This window comes from Pseudoalteromonas xiamenensis (assembly GCF_030994125.1).
Classification (GTDB): domain Bacteria; phylum Pseudomonadota; class Gammaproteobacteria; order Enterobacterales; family Alteromonadaceae; genus Pseudoalteromonas; species Pseudoalteromonas xiamenensis_B.
The window spans coordinates 900,800-916,633 of record NZ_CP099917.1; the positions used below are offsets into that span (position 1 = coordinate 900,800).

Consider the following 15,834-nt stretch of genomic DNA (forward strand, 5'->3'; position numbering starts at 1 on the left):
CAGATAACTTAAGTATGGATCGATATTTTAACGGATCAAGAAAACACCAATAATCTCGTACTACACAAAATCATTGCCATACTTTCGTTTGATTAAATAGAAAATTACCTCCAATAAAAAGGGAACCTAACTACCTCAGGTCCCCTTTTATCTCGTTGAACTTATTCCGCGCTATTTGCTTTCACATTTAGCTATCATGGTTTGGTTGAACGCTTTAGCATAATCGAGTGCTTGTTTTCGCCATTTAGGATCGAGACGTTTATCTACGGTATCTCCAAGTCCTTCAACATGGCGAATACCGCATGCCGTTTTCAATCGCAGTTGCTCCGCCGGATCATCAACCCCAACCACAGTCGTACCACGATTAGCCAATGCAATTAATCGATAATCGTGTTGTTCACTGTAGGCGTTTGCATCCGCAGAAGCGTCCGCATTCATCAGCCAACTGAATGGCGCTGGAATAGGCTCTTTCATCGGTGACTCTGCAGCTTGTTCAGACTTGTTACAACCACTTAGAGTAAACGCTAAACATGTCACCATCAAACATATACGTTTCATCGTGCTTTCCTTCCTCTACGCAGCGCAAGCAAACCGAGTAATGCGGCGCCAAAGCCGACACTTCCGCCGCCGCTGCTAGAGTTTGAACTACTTTTCGCAGAAACAGTGATAGTCGATGTAGCACTCGCCTGCGCGCCATTCCCATCTCTGATGGTATAAATGATGGTTTCAGTTCCTGTGAAACTTGCACTCGGTGTGTAACGCACACCGTTTTCCGTCTTGACCACTGAACCTGCACCATTGTATGCAAGGCTGGTGATAGTTAGTATGTCGCCATCAACATCCGTGTCGTTGCTCAATACATTAAGATCCACCGCTGCAGAACCTTGAGTAACACGGAAGGAATCATTGTTCGCAATCGGTGCATCATTCACAGGCGTCACCGAAACACTTATCGGATATAAGCTACTTTCAATTACCCCATCCGACACGGCAACATTCACGATTAAATCACCATTGAAATTCGCCGCAGGCTGAATTGTATTACCATTGAACGTATAGTTGCTCCCTTCCCGAACCGCTACTGTTATTTGTGATGGAGCACTATCAGGGTCTACCACTTGTATATCTGATAACGAGAGTGAAAACGCCGTGTCTTCCGCCACACTCAATGCATTTTGACCTACCACTCGAGGGGCATCATTTACTGGTATAATGTCGACATTAAGCTGGTACACATCACTTTGCGCAATGTTATCGGTAGCAACCACATTGACACTTAAGCTACCCGTAAAGTCCGCTTGTGGCGTCACGGTATTATTACTCACGCTATAATTTGTGCCAGCCAGTACGTTAATCGACAAGTCAGTTAGCGCGCTATCAACGTCTGTAATGATAAAGTTTTGGCTAGAGACAGTAAAACTTGTATCTTCTTCCACTATCAGGCCTGCACCACTGATGATTTTCGGCGCATCATTTACCGCATTGATGTTAACCGTTAATGTGTATTGGTTACTGTCAAACTTACCATCGTTCACCGTAACAGGCACCGAAAGTACGCCACTAAAATCAGCCGCTGGCAAGATACTCGTTCCATTGACCGTATAGTTAGTGCCGCTCAAAACATTGAGTGAAAACGCCGCTGGAAATTCGCTATCCGCGTCGTTAACAACTAAATCAGTTAACTTGATTGCTGTTAAGTTATCCTCATTTCCAACAATTGGTTTCTGTCCGACTATTTGCGGAGCAATAACATTCGGTTTGCCTGAGATGGTAAATGCACCCTCATTCACCGCGAAGAAGATGTTATCCGAACAACGTACCATTAATCGGGCATTTGCGCTCTGCAAAGAGGGGACATTGATCATTTCGCTGCCGTCGTTAGGCGTATTGCTTCTTATGACTGTAGAAAACGTTTCTCCATCAGCCGCTAAGACCAAATCCACATTACTGCATGAAATAGGTGAAGCCGTTGTCCCTGCGACATTCCAAGTTATGGTAGGGGTATCATTTTCAGACCAAACAGCATTTTTTAAAGGCGCTGTGACTTCAAAACGCTGAGCTGTCGTCACGGTGGTGACTTTCATCAAATCAGAGGCGACATTTCCTTTCTCGTCTCTGGCGATAAGTTTAAAATTCATCGTTCTTGACGTCGTAGGATATGACTCACCAATGGTCGTTTTATTTGCGAGTACGTCACTTAAACGCGGAAAAACTCGCACAGGTTCAGCTGTCGGCATCCAAGCTCTAAAGATAGGTCGAGACCCGTCATCCACCATTGTCGCCGCACTTGATGACGATGTTCCTAGATCAAATTGTTCCCAAGAATAACGAAGTGCGTCTCCATCTGTATCGGATGCACTGCCTGTGAGTTTAAACGCCGTATTCGCCGGAATGGTGTAATCACTTCCCGCATTCACCGTAGGCGCGACGTTTGTGCTCGGAGTTAGCGTACCACAGGTGGCTGAAGTGGTTATGTAGTTACGCATCTGCTCGACTGAGTGTGAGTGGAAAAAAGCATCTGAATTACTTTGCAAGTTCTCTTCGCCACAAATACCCGCATAGGCCATGATAGTCGAACCACTGCCAGGCTCATAGGCATCGTCATTTGAACGATTACCACATGCGCCATTAGTACCATTGAAACTATGAGCACCGCCAAATTGGTGACCCATCTCATGGGCTACATAATCGATAACAAACGGATCGTTCGTTGGACTACTCGAGCCCGTCATACCACCCCATTTATAGCTGTCATCACAAACAACACCTAAGTATGCAACACCGCCGCCTCCAGTATTAAACACATGACCAATGTCGTAGTTACTGACGCCAATCGCGTCATTTACAACGGCTTGGTTGGCATCTAAATCGTCATCTGTATTGTTGTAAGGGTCGGTCGCGGCATCCGTAAAGATGATGGCATCATTGTTTGCTACAAGCTCAAGTTGAACACCTAAATCGACTTTGTAGACTTCGTTAATGCGGTTTAGCGCTGTCACCATTGATGCAAGAGCTAATGCCTTAGTGCCTCCGTGAAACGCGGTGTATTCGCCTGCTGCAGCAATGGCCACACGATAGGTTTTAATTCCTCCAGCGAGTTTGGTATTTTGCATCGGCTTTGATGATTGCTCACGCGTAACACGCAATACCTTATCTTTAATCGAATCAGAAGGTACTGTATTCGCCTTAAAGTAACTTATGTGTGCCGCACGGTTACTTTGCTTAACGGGGTCAATAAACGCGCGCTGGCCGTTGTATAAGAACATGCCGTGAAAGCCGTGAGGGGTAATGTCAAAACGACCTCGGTTTAACGGATTGCCTTCTTGAACGCCTTCAAAGGTTCTAAATTCAGGGTATTTCTTCTGAAGTTCACTCGCGTAAACCGGTGAATCAGTAAGTTTAAAACGAACAAGTTGTCCGTCTGGCATGGGCAACAACACCTGAAATTCGGTTTTAGATGAATTCAACAAAAATTGACTCAACTCCACCATATTCGCATCGATCGAGTACGCATTGTGTACCATCAAATTGTCTGTCGCCACCGTCGAAGCGGCCTTTAACTTTGCGCTTTCTAGCCAAAAATTAGGCTGTGCCAGTACACATGAAGGCGCAAGTGCCATCATGCTACCCGCCAGTGCACAACTGAATATGGTCAACTTTTTCATCTAATTCCTTCCCTCTTTAACTAATTTAAATGCTGAATTCACGTAAAACACTTTCATTGTTGGCAATAATTTAAGTACCAAGACGGCGTTGGTAGCACCTCATTCCTGACTTCGCGTTTGATATTGCTAGTTAGCTGAGCATTACCCGACGTCAAGCCAATCATGGCTCGATAAAGTTCTACTTCTTCGTTCAAGCCGTACTTGAACATCATTTCTTGCCAGTGCTCAGGTAAATTCAATCTGTCCTTTGAAAACTCAGAAGCCATTATTTCCACAATCTTCTGCATTACGCTGAAATGTAGTAGATACTGAGTATTATTTCTTGGCACTTGTTGAATAATTTCTTTCACCGACTGCGCATATCGCCAAAAACCAGCTCGATTTCGTTGTACCAGTTGAACATGCAGTAAATTCAAACCCGAAATAGCCGCGCGTTCGAAATCATGCGCTAATGAAAACCGAACAAACGCCTGCTGGTAAAATTCTGAAGCCCTGTCATAATCTTTTTCTGCTTGGTAGTACATCCCTAATTTATGGCTCAATCGTGATGAATAAAACGTTTCTTTGGACAACGTTTCCACTTCTTGCAGCACATGTTTGGCGTCATCTAACTTTCCTTGTTTGAGCAATATTGAGTGCAAATTCAACGCTATTTTGACTAACTGTTCTGTATCGTTATTTTCTAGCGCTCGTTTTTTTGCGCATTCGTACGCCCTTCGCGACTGCTCAAACGCGTTCAGATGCTTCAGTAAAATCGCCCAGTTGTTCAATAACTTGTGTTCACTGCTTCGAAAATAAACGGCGTAATCTGCGCTCGTTAAGCGAAGCGCGACAGCGTTAAAGAGTGCAACATCTTTAGTTTCAACTGCCGCGCGTAAAACAAAAATATGCTCTAAATAAGCCCCCTTCGAGGGACTTCGCTTCTGCACAGCATCCCAACGTTCCATAAAAGCCTCAGGGGTATGTTTCAATGTGTGTTTCATCTGCGCAAAGTCAGGCGGGGCCCCAGCACAAACGGCTAAAGCAACGAAATAAAATGACAAACAAACGAAAGCTAAGTAATTCACATATATAGAAAACAAATTTGGCTTACCCAAATCCTATCCAAATAAAACAGGAGCAGCAATCGAACTTCACGTAGTTTTGTGAACAAGCGTAAAGATTATACGAATCCATCAATCCGTTTCGCTTTGGCCATGCTATATTTTCTTAAGATGGTTTTTTATTAGAGAACGACTAGATGCCGCATAGAGAGCGCCCTTTTTTCTATACAACGGAATTTGAGAAAGAAAGTTTATTGCTACGCGCCAAAGCGACTGGCCACGGCAAGGCAGAGGAAGTGCAGCAAATGTTTGATGTCCTTATACTTATCGCCAAAGAAAAAAATCTGACCCGATTATTGATAAATGTTGAAGAGTTAACACTAGATTATTCCAGTGAGAAGATGATTAATATTCTCTTTCATATCGAACAACAGCACTTGGACATCTCAATCGCCCGCGTCATTAATCAAAATGAGTTTAAGAACGATCTCATTGAGTTATTTGCAGAAAAACACAACTTAAAAATCAAGAATTTCACCTGTGAAGCTCCCGCCATTGAGTGGCTAAACAATCAATAGCCCGCAACAAAATTAACAAAACCACACAAAAGATTACACGTTTACTTATATTTACAAAACAATCGCAAGCCAAATAAGAAGCAATATCAACTATCTATCACTCTACGTCATCGCCACGCACCTTGAACTAGACCTACCTACCTTTATTTTAAGCCTAAAATCCGTACACTGCGCACCAAAGACAACGCTGTCATAATCGATTCTAGAGAGGTATTCATTATGAAAATCAATTATTTGCTGAGTAAACTTAAAGTGACAGCGAAACTGAGACTCATTATTGTCTTAGCCAGTGTCATTATCATCACTTTGCAATGGTTGTCAGCCAGCAAATTAAAATCGACTATGATAGAAGAGCGACAAAACAAAGCCGTTACGCTCGTTCAAACGCTTGAATCTCAGTTGAATTCAATAGCCGTTAATGATTCTCTTGATGAACAATCGAAAAAACGAGCTGCCATTGAATTGCTCAACAATTCACGATATGAACCATCAGGCTATTTTTTCCTATTTTCCAATAGTGGCGACATGGTCGCTCACCCGATTAAGCCAGAATTAAACGGTCTGTCCATGGTTTATCATAGCAAACCTTTTATTTCTAACGCATTTAGGCTTTTTGTTGAGACGGCTAAACGCCATGGAGAAGGGTTTGTGCGTTATGAATGGCCGAAACCGGGCTCTTCCGATCAAGAAGAAAAACTTTCATTTGTTAAACAGTTACGTTTCTTTGACTGGATCATCGGCACGGGAATTTATCTTACTGACGTTGAAAAACAATACCAAGATACGCTTGTTCAGTTGCTGATTGAAACGATTGCCTATGTGGCCATACTGCTAACGCTATCATCGCTTGTGGCTAGAAACATCATAAAGCCTTTGAATAAAATGACACGCACGATGACCGACATTGCGCAAAATAAAGACTTAACCATTACCTTAAAAACTCAAGGCAATGACGAGCTTGCTACGATGGCTCAAGCGTTCAACGAAATGGCCGCTGACTTTAGAGAGGTCGTAAACAGCATTAATGATAACACCTGTGCTTTAGCATCCTCTGCAGAAGAGCTCGCTTGTGTAACGAATCAAATTCAACAAGGTATTGCGCAGCAAAACGCGGATACCGACATGGCCACCCAACAAATTGGGCAAATAGAGCAATCGGCTGCTCAGGTTTTCCAGCAAACTCAAGAGGCGCTTAACAAAGTAAACCACACGACCCAGCTGACTGAGTCTGGATTACAGAGCCTAGTTCAAACAGTTGAAAGTATTGAACAAATTTCAAAACGTGTCGACTCTGCTACGATAGCCGCGAGTCACTTACAACAGGCGTCTAGCCAAATTGAGATAGTTTTGGAAGTAATTAACAAGATTACCGAACAAACGAACCTCTTAGCACTTAACGCCGCGATTGAAGCCGCTCGCGCGGGTGAGCAAGGCCGTGGCTTTGCCGTTGTTGCCGATGAAGTCCGAACACTTGCAATGCGCACTCAGCAGTCAACTCTCGACATTCAAACGATTATTTCCGAAATACAGAAAGGCGTTGAAACCACCGTAAATGATATGATGACCTGCAAGACTGCCACTGAACTTAGTATCTCGTTGAGCCAGCAATGTAATGATGCGCTCTCAGCTATTGATGCTTCCGTCACTGAAATTAGCGAGATCAATCGTTTAATTGCCGAAGCGTCTGAATCACAAAGTTCGGCGGTTTCCGATGTAGTGCAAGGCATGCTGGGCATTTCAAGCGTGGCTGAACAAACTGAAACGGGCGCAAAGCATACACAAGCGTCTAGCCATCAACTAAGTGAAATGTCGTGTGAATTGAACTCGATGGTGAATCAGTTCAAAGTAGCCTAACAGCAAAACTGCTAACCAGATCCAAAAGAACAAGACCAAGTCGCCAAATCTTTCGAGAAGGCGACTTTTACCTAAGCAGTAACTGTGGCAACATAAAATTCGTATATGGCATTTACAACAGGCAACTCATGGAACTGAATTTTTCATCCTTTAACCCACTTCAAATTTATCATTTAATGACGCAAACCATCATTCCAAGACCCATTGCTTGGGTTCTGACGGATTCAGGTCATAAAAACTATAACCTTGCGCCTTTTTCTTACTTTACCGCTGTATCGAGCGCACCGCCGTTATTAATGTTTTCTGTGGGTAAAAAACCAAATGGTGAAGTCAAAGATACGGTTAGAAACATCCTTGAGAACAAGCATTGTGTAATACATATTGCTTCAAGTCATGATGCCGAGTTAGTCACCAATACTGCGGCTACTCTCGACCATGGCGAATCTGAAATCTCGCGCAATAATATCGACGTAGTGGATTTCAGCGGCTTCCCCTTGCCACGAGTTAAGCAATGTACGATAGCGTATGGTTGCGAACTCTATGAAATAAAAGAAGTAGGTGATGTACCTCAAACGCTAGTGTTCGTCGAAATAAAAACCTTGTATTTGGATGACCAAGTCGTCGAATTAGATGCTAAAGATCGTCTTAAAATCCAAGCAGATAAGGTCTCCCCTCTCGCACGACTCGGCGCTGGAGATTATGCAGGGATAACCGCACCTTTCGCGATTGCAAGACCTGATTAACCTTCTCCGCCATGGGGAATGTAAGTCATTACATTCCCACGTTTGCCAAATTTAATCCGTCAGAACCCGCTTCGTCACTTTAAAGTTAGAAATGAGTCACTCGTTTTGATGCTCAATTACTCGGCTAACAATGAAATCCACGCGTCAACATCCGCAACAATAAACTCAATCCGTTTGCTGTCACGAATCGTCACGCGAAACGCGTCTGTTGTGATTGGAATAAAGCCTGCGCCTTTACCGGTGCATTTTTCAATATGTGTTATATCAGTGCGCTCAAAATGATAAGGGCCAAGTGGCAGCATTTTATTTGAAGGTTCGAAATGCAACTGCGAGTCAGTTAATGAAAGCTTGCCATCTGCTTTTGCAGCACCCATTTGAATTGAAGCAGGAGATGAAAAAAGTACATTTTGCGTCATACAACATTCCCTTAATAGCGATAAAATCCCATATACTTTACGGTGTTTTCCATTCTAGCAACAGTGTCCTTTTACACTAGTCACTATGACATTTAGCACTGTTCGACATGGGTACAGTTTGTCATAATGGTATAATCAATAAGAACAATAATCATCTCTCGATGCAAAATACCATCAAACATACTGCAGATTGGCGCCTTTCTACTGTAGCTTCGTGGCTCGCTGTGACTATCGCTTGCGTGTTTTATACTCCATCCACATTGACCATATTGCTTCAATTACCGGTTCACTTTCTTATTCTTTTTTTATTATTGGCGATTATTCGTAAGCCAAACGACAATGTCGCACTCTATGCGAGTGGTTATTTTCTCTTAATTACTTGCCTATTTCCGCTTACGAATACAAGCCTCGTTCTTATCCATATGGCAATGTTTTCCTCCTTATTCAGCGCGCATTTTAAGCCCGCGACATTGATTGGATGTATCCTTGCTTTACTTGCGACCTACGGTGGTATTTTGCAGTTTTACACGCATGAAACGATACCTTGGGTGACACTTGCAATTTGGGGTGTTTTTGCCATTTTTAATGGCATTCTTAGCCGCCGTTTTGTTGAAAGTCTCAACATGCATTACCAATCTAGACAGAACTACAAAGAACTCAAAGCGACGCAAAATATGATGAAGGCAATGAGTGCAGAGCAAGAGCGCTTAGCCCTATCTCGCGAGCTGCATGATTCTCTCGGCCACAAATTAACAGCGCTCTCGATCAATCTCGATTTTTTGAAACGCAAAGCACCCCAAGAGATGACAGAAACCGTCAATCAATGCCACGCGCTAAGCCAAGAAATCCTCGCAGAGGTCAGGCAAATTGTTTCTGCACAACGCAACGACTTTGGTCTAATTAAAACCACACTTACGGATTTATTTCGTTCGACGCCTTCCTTAAAATGCACGCTTGAGATTTCACCCAATTTGGAACCGCTCCCACAACACATTGGGTTGTGCGTCATTCGCTTTTGTCAGGAAATGATCAGCAATACGTTAAAACACACAAATGCTTCTGCTATTGACATTGTTCTCTCACGAGATGAAACCGAAAAAGACGCTCCCATCGTGGTCACTGCAATGCACAACGCGCGCGAATCCGTGTTACCTAAACTTGGCAACGGCCTAAAAGGCATGAATGAACGTGTCGCTATGCTCGACGGCGAATTTACGCAGCGTCTGTTGAACAATGCACTGATTAGTGAGCTCAAGATCCCGTTCAATCGTTCAACTCCGGAGGTCGCTTAACATGATCTCGTGCTTACTCGTTGAAGACCAAAACTTGGTGCGACTTGGCCTCAAAAATTTATTAGAACTCGATGAAGACCTTTGCGTAAAAGCAACCGCGGAAGACGGCATAGAATGCATGGAGCGGTTATCTGTTGAGCATTTCGACATCATTTTACTCGATATGCGTATGCCGAAAATGGGTGGCCTTGATGTATTAAAAGCAATGCAGGAACAAAAAAACCACACGCCAGTTCTTATCATTACTACGTTTGAAGACTGTGATGTGTTAGTAGAAGCCATCACTCTGGGTGCGATGGGATACATATTGAAAAATGCCGAGTTAGAGCATCTTCTGAGTGCCATCAAAGCCGTGTGTAATGGGCAGCAAGTATTGCAACCTGCACTAACACGTTATTTATTAACGTCCAGTCATTCCACACCATCCGCACTTACTGAAAAAGAGTTAGAAGTACTCAAATGTCTGTCTTTAGGCATGTCTAACCGAGTCATTGCGCAGACCCTAAATAACTCAGAAGGCACTATCCGCAATCACGTTTCAACTATTCTTGCAAAACTAGAGGTCGCCGATAGAACGCAAGCCGTCATTAAAGCCATAAACGAATCGCTTGTGTAATACCCACACTTTCCCGTAATCTGAAGCCTATTCTTTGCTCGGCAAAACAGTTCGAGGAATTAAATCCGTAAACAATCAGCATTAAACTGGAGCTGATTTTTACATCGTATTTAAGATTATAAGGAAAATAAATGGTCGTTTATATCTACGCAGCGTTACTCGGGTTTCTCTATGTGTTTTTGAGTTTTCGCGTTATTTTTAGACGTAAGAAGCTACGTGTTGCACTCGGTGATAACAACAACATCGACATTCAACGCGCTATCCGTGCGCATGGTAACTTCGCCGAGTACGTTCCTTTTACCTTATTGCTTATTTATTTAGTTGAAACCGCCTATCAATCTCCTTTACTCGCCCATGGCCTTGGTCTTGCGCTTTTCATTGGCCGCTCGCTACACGCCCTGAGCATTTCGCGCCAACCTGAACCACTCATTTTGCGCCAAATCGGCATGGCTCTGACGTTTAGCGTTATTCTGACATCGTCAGGGCTGCTGCTTGCAAATGCCCTGTAAAACTAGAATTTGCATTCTTGCAGAATAAAATCGATTACCGCTTGTGTTCGTTGAGGTAACTGTTTTCGAGATGGATACACTAATGAAAACACAAGTGGCTTGCCTCGAAACGACGGAAATAGTGGAATAAGCTGACCCGTTTGAAGTTCATCTTTGACCATGCTCGGCAATAACACCGCAATACCTAAGCCCATTGCAGCCATGATTTGCACGTGACGAGGTGAATCACATTGATGAAAGTGCGTTGGTTTTACTATGTGTAACGCTTCCCCTTCATAAAACTCCAAACCATTATTGGAAGCCAACTGTGTTAAACAAATCCATGGTAGCGCAGAAAGTTGGTCAATTGTGTTAGGCAGTCCGTGTTGTTCGATAAACGCAGGGCTCGCAAACAGACCAAAGCTATCTTGATGAAGCGGTCTTGCAATTAAACTGCTGTCTTTTGGAATGCCAACCCGAATGGCCAAGTCAATTTGTTGTTCCACCAAATTAAGCGGTTTGTCATCCAGTACAAAATCCAACGTCACTTTTGGAAATTGCTCAACAAACTTAGGTAGCAAAGGAATGATAAACTGCTCAGCGACGTCTTGATTCATGGTCAGGCGCACTACGCCACTTGGCTCTTCTGCAACGAGATCCTGTTCGATTTCTTGCAGTATCAATTCAAGCTGCTTCGCTTTTTCATAAAGCTTCTCGCCTTCCATAGTCAGTTGCAGGGAACGCGTATTTCGATGCAAAAGTCGTACATTTAGCTGCAATTCGAGCGTGCTGACTTGCTCACTCACTCGAGAACGACTTGTTGCCATTTTACGTGCAGCACCAGCAAAACTTCCTGCGTTTATCACTTGCACAAAGACATTCAACAACTTAAGCGTATTCGCGTTGATTGTAATCATTTTCCGAACACTCTATTCATTTTTAGCCATCTTATGGTGACAGCGCTTTTATTGCAAACTTACTTCATTGAATTTATTCCTTATCAAATTTGGAGAAAACCATGATTGCAATAACGGGTGCTAACGGCCAACTTGGACAACTTGTCGTCAAATCATTAACGGGCAAAATCAACGCATCAGAAATCGTTGCGCTTGTACGCAATAAAGCACAAGCGGCAGAACTTGACGCGCTTGGAGTCACCATTCGCGAAGCCGACTACGACGATGTCGCCTCCTATGTAAAGGCATTAGAAGGTGTTGAAAAAGTCTTACTTATTTCGAGCAATGCGATTGGTCGTCGCACTGCACAACACAACAATGTGATTGAAGCAGCAAAATCCGTCGGCGTAAAACAGCTCGTGTACACCAGTTTGTTGAAAGCGGACACGTCACCGATGTTATTGGCTGAGGAGCACAAAGAAACAGAAAAATTGCTGGGTGAAAGCGGTCTTGCTACCACTATCTTGCGCAATGGTTGGTATGTCGAAAACTACACAGACAACTTAGCTGCGTCATTGGAATACGGTGTATTAACTGGTGCTGCGAAAGAAGGTGTGATCAGTGCCGCGACACGTCAAGATTACGCTGAAGCGGCTGCCAATGTGCTCACTCAAACCGGTCACGAAAATAAAACCTATGAACTTGCCGGAGACGCTGGCTTTAGTCTTGAACAACTTGCAGAGCAGGCAAGCCAAGTAACCGGAAAACCGTTAGCCCCTCGTTTCATCGGCCAATCTGACTTTGCCGCGTTTCTCACTCAAGTCGGTTTACCTGAGGGGTTTGCGGCAATGCTTGCGGATTCTGAATACCGCATTACTCAAGGCTGGTTAGAAGACAATTCAAAAACATTGTCAAAACTACTTGGCAGACCAACGACGTCTTTAGCAACTGTTTTAAAAGCGCGTTTTAACTAAATTGATTTTCAAGTGCGAGGCATAAGCTTCGCACCTGTTCCTTATTTCGTTTTCGTCCATTTTTCCAAAATGGTGAGGTCATTTTCTAGGCCTTCATGGATCCAAACACCATTTTCCAAACGACAACCAAAATCGAACGTTTTTCCCCATATTCCTTCGTACGTACTGACGTCAACTGTTTCAATGTAGCGCCCATTCGCTGATGAATAATGTCCACTTGCCGCCACTTTCACCTTACCATTTGGCATCCATGTAATAAAATGTACCGTGCCATCCACTAGGGATTTTCGACTTAAGGTTGATTTGTCTTTAATTTCACCGACAACAACACCTGCGCTGTTTGTATATTTCGCGTAGTTAAGCATCCAACTCCCCTCTAGATTTTCGGTTGAACACGTAGACTCTGATGCCAACGCGACGAAAGGCAGACTGCACAACACAATGGTAGCGACTGATTTTGCATTCATTTATCTTTCCTTCTAACTTGGTCATTAGCAACCTAACATATTGATCCCGCAGTTGCTTTGCTAATTGTGTTGAAGAATATGGAAATTTTTCAACTTGTTATTGGCTTCGTAAGAATTAGTGCATAAGCTAAGATGCAGAAACGTTTACCAATCAAAAAGGAATTCCATGACTAGTTCAAAAACCGTGATCATAATGCGCCATGCTCGCGCTGAAGCGCTTCGCGATGAATTACTCGACATTGACCGACATCTGACAGCAACGGGTACAAAGCAAGCCAAAAAAGCGATGCGTTTTTTAGACAAACTTGAACTTGTCCCAGACAGAATCGTATCCAGCCATTATATTCGTGCGTTACAAACCGCAGAACACCTTGTAAAACAAGCAAGAAAATTGGATAAGTCGAGTGACATAGAATTGGTTGTTGAAGAGGCACTGGGACTTGCAGCCCCGATGAAAAAGTTTACAGATTGGCTCACGCAGTCCTTTGACGAATTGCCCGACGTTACCTTAATTGTGAGTCATGAACCGAATATCTCACGTTACCTCGGGTATTTGCTTAGTAGTAAAACGTCAGTGTACAACGTAAAGAAAGGCTCGCTTGCTATCTTCACATTAGAGTCGCCCACAAACGCCAAACTCAATACATTTGTTCCACCCAAATTAATGTAAAAAAGAGGGCTTTCGCCCTCTTCCGGGAGAATTAAAAGTCTTGAATGAGGGGTTGGTTTTGGCCAAACTCAAAGACATTCACCTTGCCACATTGCGCAAAATGATTATTCGATTGATACGGTGTTCCCGTTTGCTGAATATCGCTTTCCCAACCTTGGCCATTTTTCACAAACGCTTTCACTTCAAACCAGCCATTTACGGTATTGGCGCAATCCATATCAGCATCTAACATCCAGTAATGATCACCCCACTGATTGAGAGGTGTTTCACCATATCCGTCGACTGAAACCGTGCGTTTTGTTCCCCAGGCGATTGGCCACACGTTGGTCGTCCAGTCCAATGCACTGCCCTCAGCGCCTGCGCCTTGAGCCGCTTCGAGGCCTTGCCAATCTAGATAATTATCGCCTTGTTTCCAGCTCTGAGTGGTGGTATTGAGTAAATTGTTGTGTCGGATCGGCAGAGCACATAGCTGCGCATTCACGTAGCAGTCCTTCCCTTGCGATGCCGCATAAGCATAGTCAATACCACCGCGAACAAACATATCTTGACCTGACTGAGTTTGTGCTTTGACAAAGACGACGGTGCGCTTCCAATTCGCAGACGATGAGCCCTCAAGTTTAGCACCTTTGTGAATCGCTAAAGCATTCATTGCGGAGACATTGACACGCGCAAAACCGTTTGCGTCAACTTCGATAGTTTGGCCTGAGCACGATGACTTGTCCGCGTTCATTGACCCTGAAAGCACGTCACAATAGTGGCCTCCACTAAGACCTGTTTGCAACGTCTGTTGCATAGCCCCACTTTCTCGGTTAATTGCGACAAACCCACTTGCCCCTCGTGAAAACGCGATTTGGTTATTACCATTGTCCCACCAGTTCGACACTTGCCACACATCATTCGTGTTGTTTCTAAAATCAACGGCACCCGATATTTTTTGATGACGGTGTTCACACTGCCAACCATCACCAAAACAATTTAAATTCGCTCCAGCGTGCACAGGATAAGTCGGCCCACCTGCATCCGTGTCATGATGGTAGTCAAAACTCGACATCACTTTTGGATATCCATACGGATACGCCAACATGAACACATTTGCTAAATCATAGAGGGCTCCGTCTTGATAGGTAACCACGTTACCTGCACCACCATGTCCTCGTTGATTGTCGTGATTGTCCACGAACACCACCGCTTTGTAGCTTGGCATCATCCCCCAAGCTTCTCCAAAGTTACTTAGCCACGCAAGCTTACCGGATTTGAAGGTTTCTCCTAATTTGGTCGTATACTTAAATTCTGTCACTAAGCCATTTCCAAAATACTCGCTCGCTGAAACAGCCTCGCCACCTTGATCAATCACTTCCTGAAAGACGAACGGCGTACCATTTACTTGACTCAGTACACTCGCAATGTCCGACGCAGCCATATGTTTGCTGGCATCCAGTCTAAATCCCGCGACCCCAACCGATACAAGGTCATTTAAATAACCAGCCAATTTACTTTGCACGTAGGATGAACCAGTATTCAAATCAGGCAAACTCACCAGTTCACAGTTCTGTACTCGCCATGGATTATTGCCGTAATCCTCATTGTTTATTGCGCATGTATCGTGAAAATCCCACGTGGTGTACATCGGAAATTGCTTCAACGTAAACGCCGTACCTGCCACCCCTTGCCCACTGCCCGCAGCCATATGGTTGATCACTGCATCAACGTAAATGTTTACCCCGGCAGCCTTACAACGTGTAACCATATCCACAAACTCAGCGCGGCTGCCACCTCGACTGGTGAGTGCATAGCTTACAGGTTGATAACGTGTCCACCACTGATCACCTGTTACATGTTCATTTGGTGGTGAAACTTGAACTGCCGCGTACCCTTTTGGTCCAAGATAGGTTTCGCATTCTTTTGCGACGTCTTGCCATGACCACTCGAATAAGTGAACAAACGTGGTGGGCGCTGCAATCGCGCTATTTTGGCATAGTGCGCCTAGGCCAAATAAGACCCCGACTTTGAGTATCTTCAATGCTGTTGTTGTCATAATGTGTTCTCTATTTGTTGTCATATAGTTTATATTTACAAACCAATAACAATATAGAGATTAATTTTTAAACATCACATTGAATACGTATGCAAAG

At 43.9% G+C, this 15,834-nt stretch carries 15 protein-coding genes; 8 read left to right on the forward strand and 7 right to left on the reverse strand.

Annotated elements, in window-relative coordinates:
* Positions 1-171 precede the first annotated feature (171 nt).
* Genes NI389_RS04140 through NI389_RS04150 form a run of 3 tightly spaced genes read right to left on the reverse strand, consistent with a single transcriptional unit; the run spans position 172 to position 4,612 of the window.
* Positions 172-558: a hypothetical protein gene (locus NI389_RS04140; protein WP_308361730.1), complete on the reverse strand. Its 387-nt coding sequence runs from the start codon at positions 556-558 to the stop codon at positions 172-174.
* Entirely contained in the window at positions 555-3,665 is a 3,111-nt protein-coding gene (locus NI389_RS04145; RefSeq protein ID WP_308361731.1) for a tandem-95 repeat protein, read from the reverse strand. Before NI389_RS04145 ends, NI389_RS04140 begins: the two co-directional genes overlap by 4 nt.
* A gap of 53 nt (positions 3,666-3,718) precedes the next feature.
* Entirely contained in the window at positions 3,719-4,612 is an 894-nt protein-coding gene (locus NI389_RS04150; RefSeq protein WP_308361732.1) for a hypothetical protein, read from the reverse strand.
* A 293-nt stretch (positions 4,613-4,905) separates the two neighbouring features.
* Here NI389_RS04150 and NI389_RS04155 point away from each other — a divergent pair, with 293 nt between their 5' ends.
* The 3 genes from NI389_RS04155 (at position 4,906) to NI389_RS04165 (ending at position 7,883) form a co-directional block, all read left to right on the forward strand.
* Positions 4,906-5,286, forward strand: a complete 381-nt coding sequence (locus NI389_RS04155; RefSeq protein WP_308361733.1) for a hypothetical protein — start codon at positions 4,906-4,908, stop codon at positions 5,284-5,286.
* A gap of 219 nt (positions 5,287-5,505) precedes the next feature.
* Positions 5,506-7,140 carry a methyl-accepting chemotaxis protein gene (locus tag NI389_RS04160; RefSeq protein ID WP_308361734.1) on the forward strand — a complete coding sequence of 545 codons (1,635 nt, stop codon included), beginning with the start codon at positions 5,506-5,508 and terminating at the stop codon, positions 7,138-7,140.
* A gap of 128 nt (positions 7,141-7,268) precedes the next feature.
* The gene (locus tag NI389_RS04165) at positions 7,269-7,883 is read left to right on the forward strand and encodes a flavin reductase family protein (protein WP_308361735.1); all 615 of its coding nucleotides are present in this window, start codon (positions 7,269-7,271) and stop codon (positions 7,881-7,883) included.
* A 116-nt stretch (positions 7,884-7,999) separates the two neighbouring features.
* Here NI389_RS04165 and NI389_RS04170 read toward each other — a convergent pair whose 3' ends face one another.
* Positions 8,000-8,299: a hypothetical protein gene (locus NI389_RS04170; RefSeq protein WP_308361736.1), complete on the reverse strand. Its 300-nt coding sequence runs from the start codon at positions 8,297-8,299 to the stop codon at positions 8,000-8,002.
* A 161-nt stretch (positions 8,300-8,460) separates the two neighbouring features.
* Between NI389_RS04170 and NI389_RS04175 the strand changes: the two genes are divergently transcribed.
* The 3 genes from NI389_RS04175 to NI389_RS04185 all read left to right on the forward strand — a co-directional run bounded on the left by NI389_RS04175 (position 8,461) and on the right by NI389_RS04185 (position 10,716).
* Positions 8,461-9,591 (forward strand): sensor histidine kinase, encoded by a 1,131-nt coding sequence (locus tag NI389_RS04175; protein WP_308361737.1) that lies wholly within the window; start codon positions 8,461-8,463, stop codon positions 9,589-9,591.
* 1 nt (position 9,592) lies between these two features.
* Entirely contained in the window at positions 9,593-10,207 is a 615-nt protein-coding gene (locus NI389_RS04180) for a response regulator transcription factor (RefSeq protein ID WP_308361738.1), read from the forward strand.
* A 131-nt stretch (positions 10,208-10,338) separates the two neighbouring features.
* Positions 10,339-10,716 (forward strand): MAPEG family protein, encoded by a 378-nt coding sequence (locus NI389_RS04185; RefSeq protein WP_308361739.1) that lies wholly within the window; start codon positions 10,339-10,341, stop codon positions 10,714-10,716.
* 2 nt (positions 10,717-10,718) lie between these two features.
* Here the strand turns inward: NI389_RS04185 and NI389_RS04190 are convergent, their stop codons facing one another.
* Positions 10,719-11,612: a LysR family transcriptional regulator gene (locus tag NI389_RS04190; protein WP_308361740.1), complete on the reverse strand. Its 894-nt coding sequence runs from the start codon at positions 11,610-11,612 to the stop codon at positions 10,719-10,721.
* A 101-nt stretch (positions 11,613-11,713) separates the two neighbouring features.
* Here NI389_RS04190 and NI389_RS04195 point away from each other — a divergent pair, with 101 nt between their 5' ends.
* A complete protein-coding gene (locus tag NI389_RS04195; RefSeq protein WP_308361741.1) occupies positions 11,714-12,565 on the forward strand; it encodes an SDR family oxidoreductase in 852 nt (283 codons plus the stop codon).
* A 41-nt stretch (positions 12,566-12,606) separates the two neighbouring features.
* Here NI389_RS04195 and NI389_RS04200 read toward each other — a convergent pair whose 3' ends face one another.
* Positions 12,607-13,032, reverse strand: a complete 426-nt coding sequence (locus NI389_RS04200) for a hypothetical protein (protein ID WP_308361742.1) — start codon at positions 13,030-13,032, stop codon at positions 12,607-12,609.
* Positions 13,033-13,198: 166 nt separating this feature from the next.
* Between NI389_RS04200 and NI389_RS04205 the strand changes: the two genes are divergently transcribed.
* The gene (locus tag NI389_RS04205) at positions 13,199-13,702 is read left to right on the forward strand and encodes a SixA phosphatase family protein (RefSeq protein ID WP_308361743.1); all 504 of its coding nucleotides are present in this window, start codon (positions 13,199-13,201) and stop codon (positions 13,700-13,702) included.
* 31 nt (positions 13,703-13,733) lie between these two features.
* On the opposite strand, the gene NI389_RS04210 is transcribed toward NI389_RS04205, so the two are convergent.
* Positions 13,734-15,737: an alpha-amylase gene (locus NI389_RS04210; RefSeq protein WP_308361744.1), complete on the reverse strand. Its 2,004-nt coding sequence runs from the start codon at positions 15,735-15,737 to the stop codon at positions 13,734-13,736.
* Positions 15,738-15,834 lie beyond the last annotated feature (97 nt).

Bases quoted from the DNA above. Each gene is read 5' to 3' on its own strand.
- NI389_RS04180 (WP_308361738.1), top strand. From the start codon at position 9,593: ATGATCTCGTGCTTACTCGTTGAAGACCAAAACTTGGTGCGACTTGGC.
- NI389_RS04195 (WP_308361741.1), top strand. From the start codon at position 11,714: ATGATTGCAATAACGGGTGCTAACGGCCAACTTGGACAACTTGTCGTC.
- NI389_RS04145 (WP_308361731.1), bottom strand. From the start codon at position 3,665: ATGAAAAAGTTGACCATATTCAGTTGTGCACTGGCGGGTAGCATGATG.
- NI389_RS04175 (WP_308361737.1), top strand. From the start codon at position 8,461: ATGCAAAATACCATCAAACATACTGCAGATTGGCGCCTTTCTACTGTA.
- NI389_RS04140 (WP_308361730.1), bottom strand. From the start codon at position 558: ATGAAACGTATATGTTTGATGGTGACATGTTTAGCGTTTACTCTAAGT.
- NI389_RS04170 (WP_308361736.1), bottom strand. From the start codon at position 8,299: ATGACGCAAAATGTACTTTTTTCATCTCCTGCTTCAATTCAAATGGGT.
- NI389_RS04150 (WP_308361732.1), bottom strand. From the start codon at position 4,612: ATGGAACGTTGGGATGCTGTGCAGAAGCGAAGTCCCTCGAAGGGGGCT.
- NI389_RS04210 (WP_308361744.1), bottom strand. From the start codon at position 15,737: ATGACAACAACAGCATTGAAGATACTCAAAGTCGGGGTCTTATTTGGC.
- NI389_RS04165 (WP_308361735.1), top strand. From the start codon at position 7,269: ATGGAACTGAATTTTTCATCCTTTAACCCACTTCAAATTTATCATTTA.
- NI389_RS04185 (WP_308361739.1), top strand. From the start codon at position 10,339: ATGGTCGTTTATATCTACGCAGCGTTACTCGGGTTTCTCTATGTGTTT.
- NI389_RS04205 (WP_308361743.1), top strand. From the start codon at position 13,199: ATGACTAGTTCAAAAACCGTGATCATAATGCGCCATGCTCGCGCTGAA.
- NI389_RS04190 (WP_308361740.1), bottom strand. From the start codon at position 11,612: ATGATTACAATCAACGCGAATACGCTTAAGTTGTTGAATGTCTTTGTG.
- NI389_RS04160 (WP_308361734.1), top strand. From the start codon at position 5,506: ATGAAAATCAATTATTTGCTGAGTAAACTTAAAGTGACAGCGAAACTG.
- NI389_RS04200 (WP_308361742.1), bottom strand. From the start codon at position 13,032: ATGAATGCAAAATCAGTCGCTACCATTGTGTTGTGCAGTCTGCCTTTC.
- NI389_RS04155 (WP_308361733.1), top strand. From the start codon at position 4,906: ATGCCGCATAGAGAGCGCCCTTTTTTCTATACAACGGAATTTGAGAAA.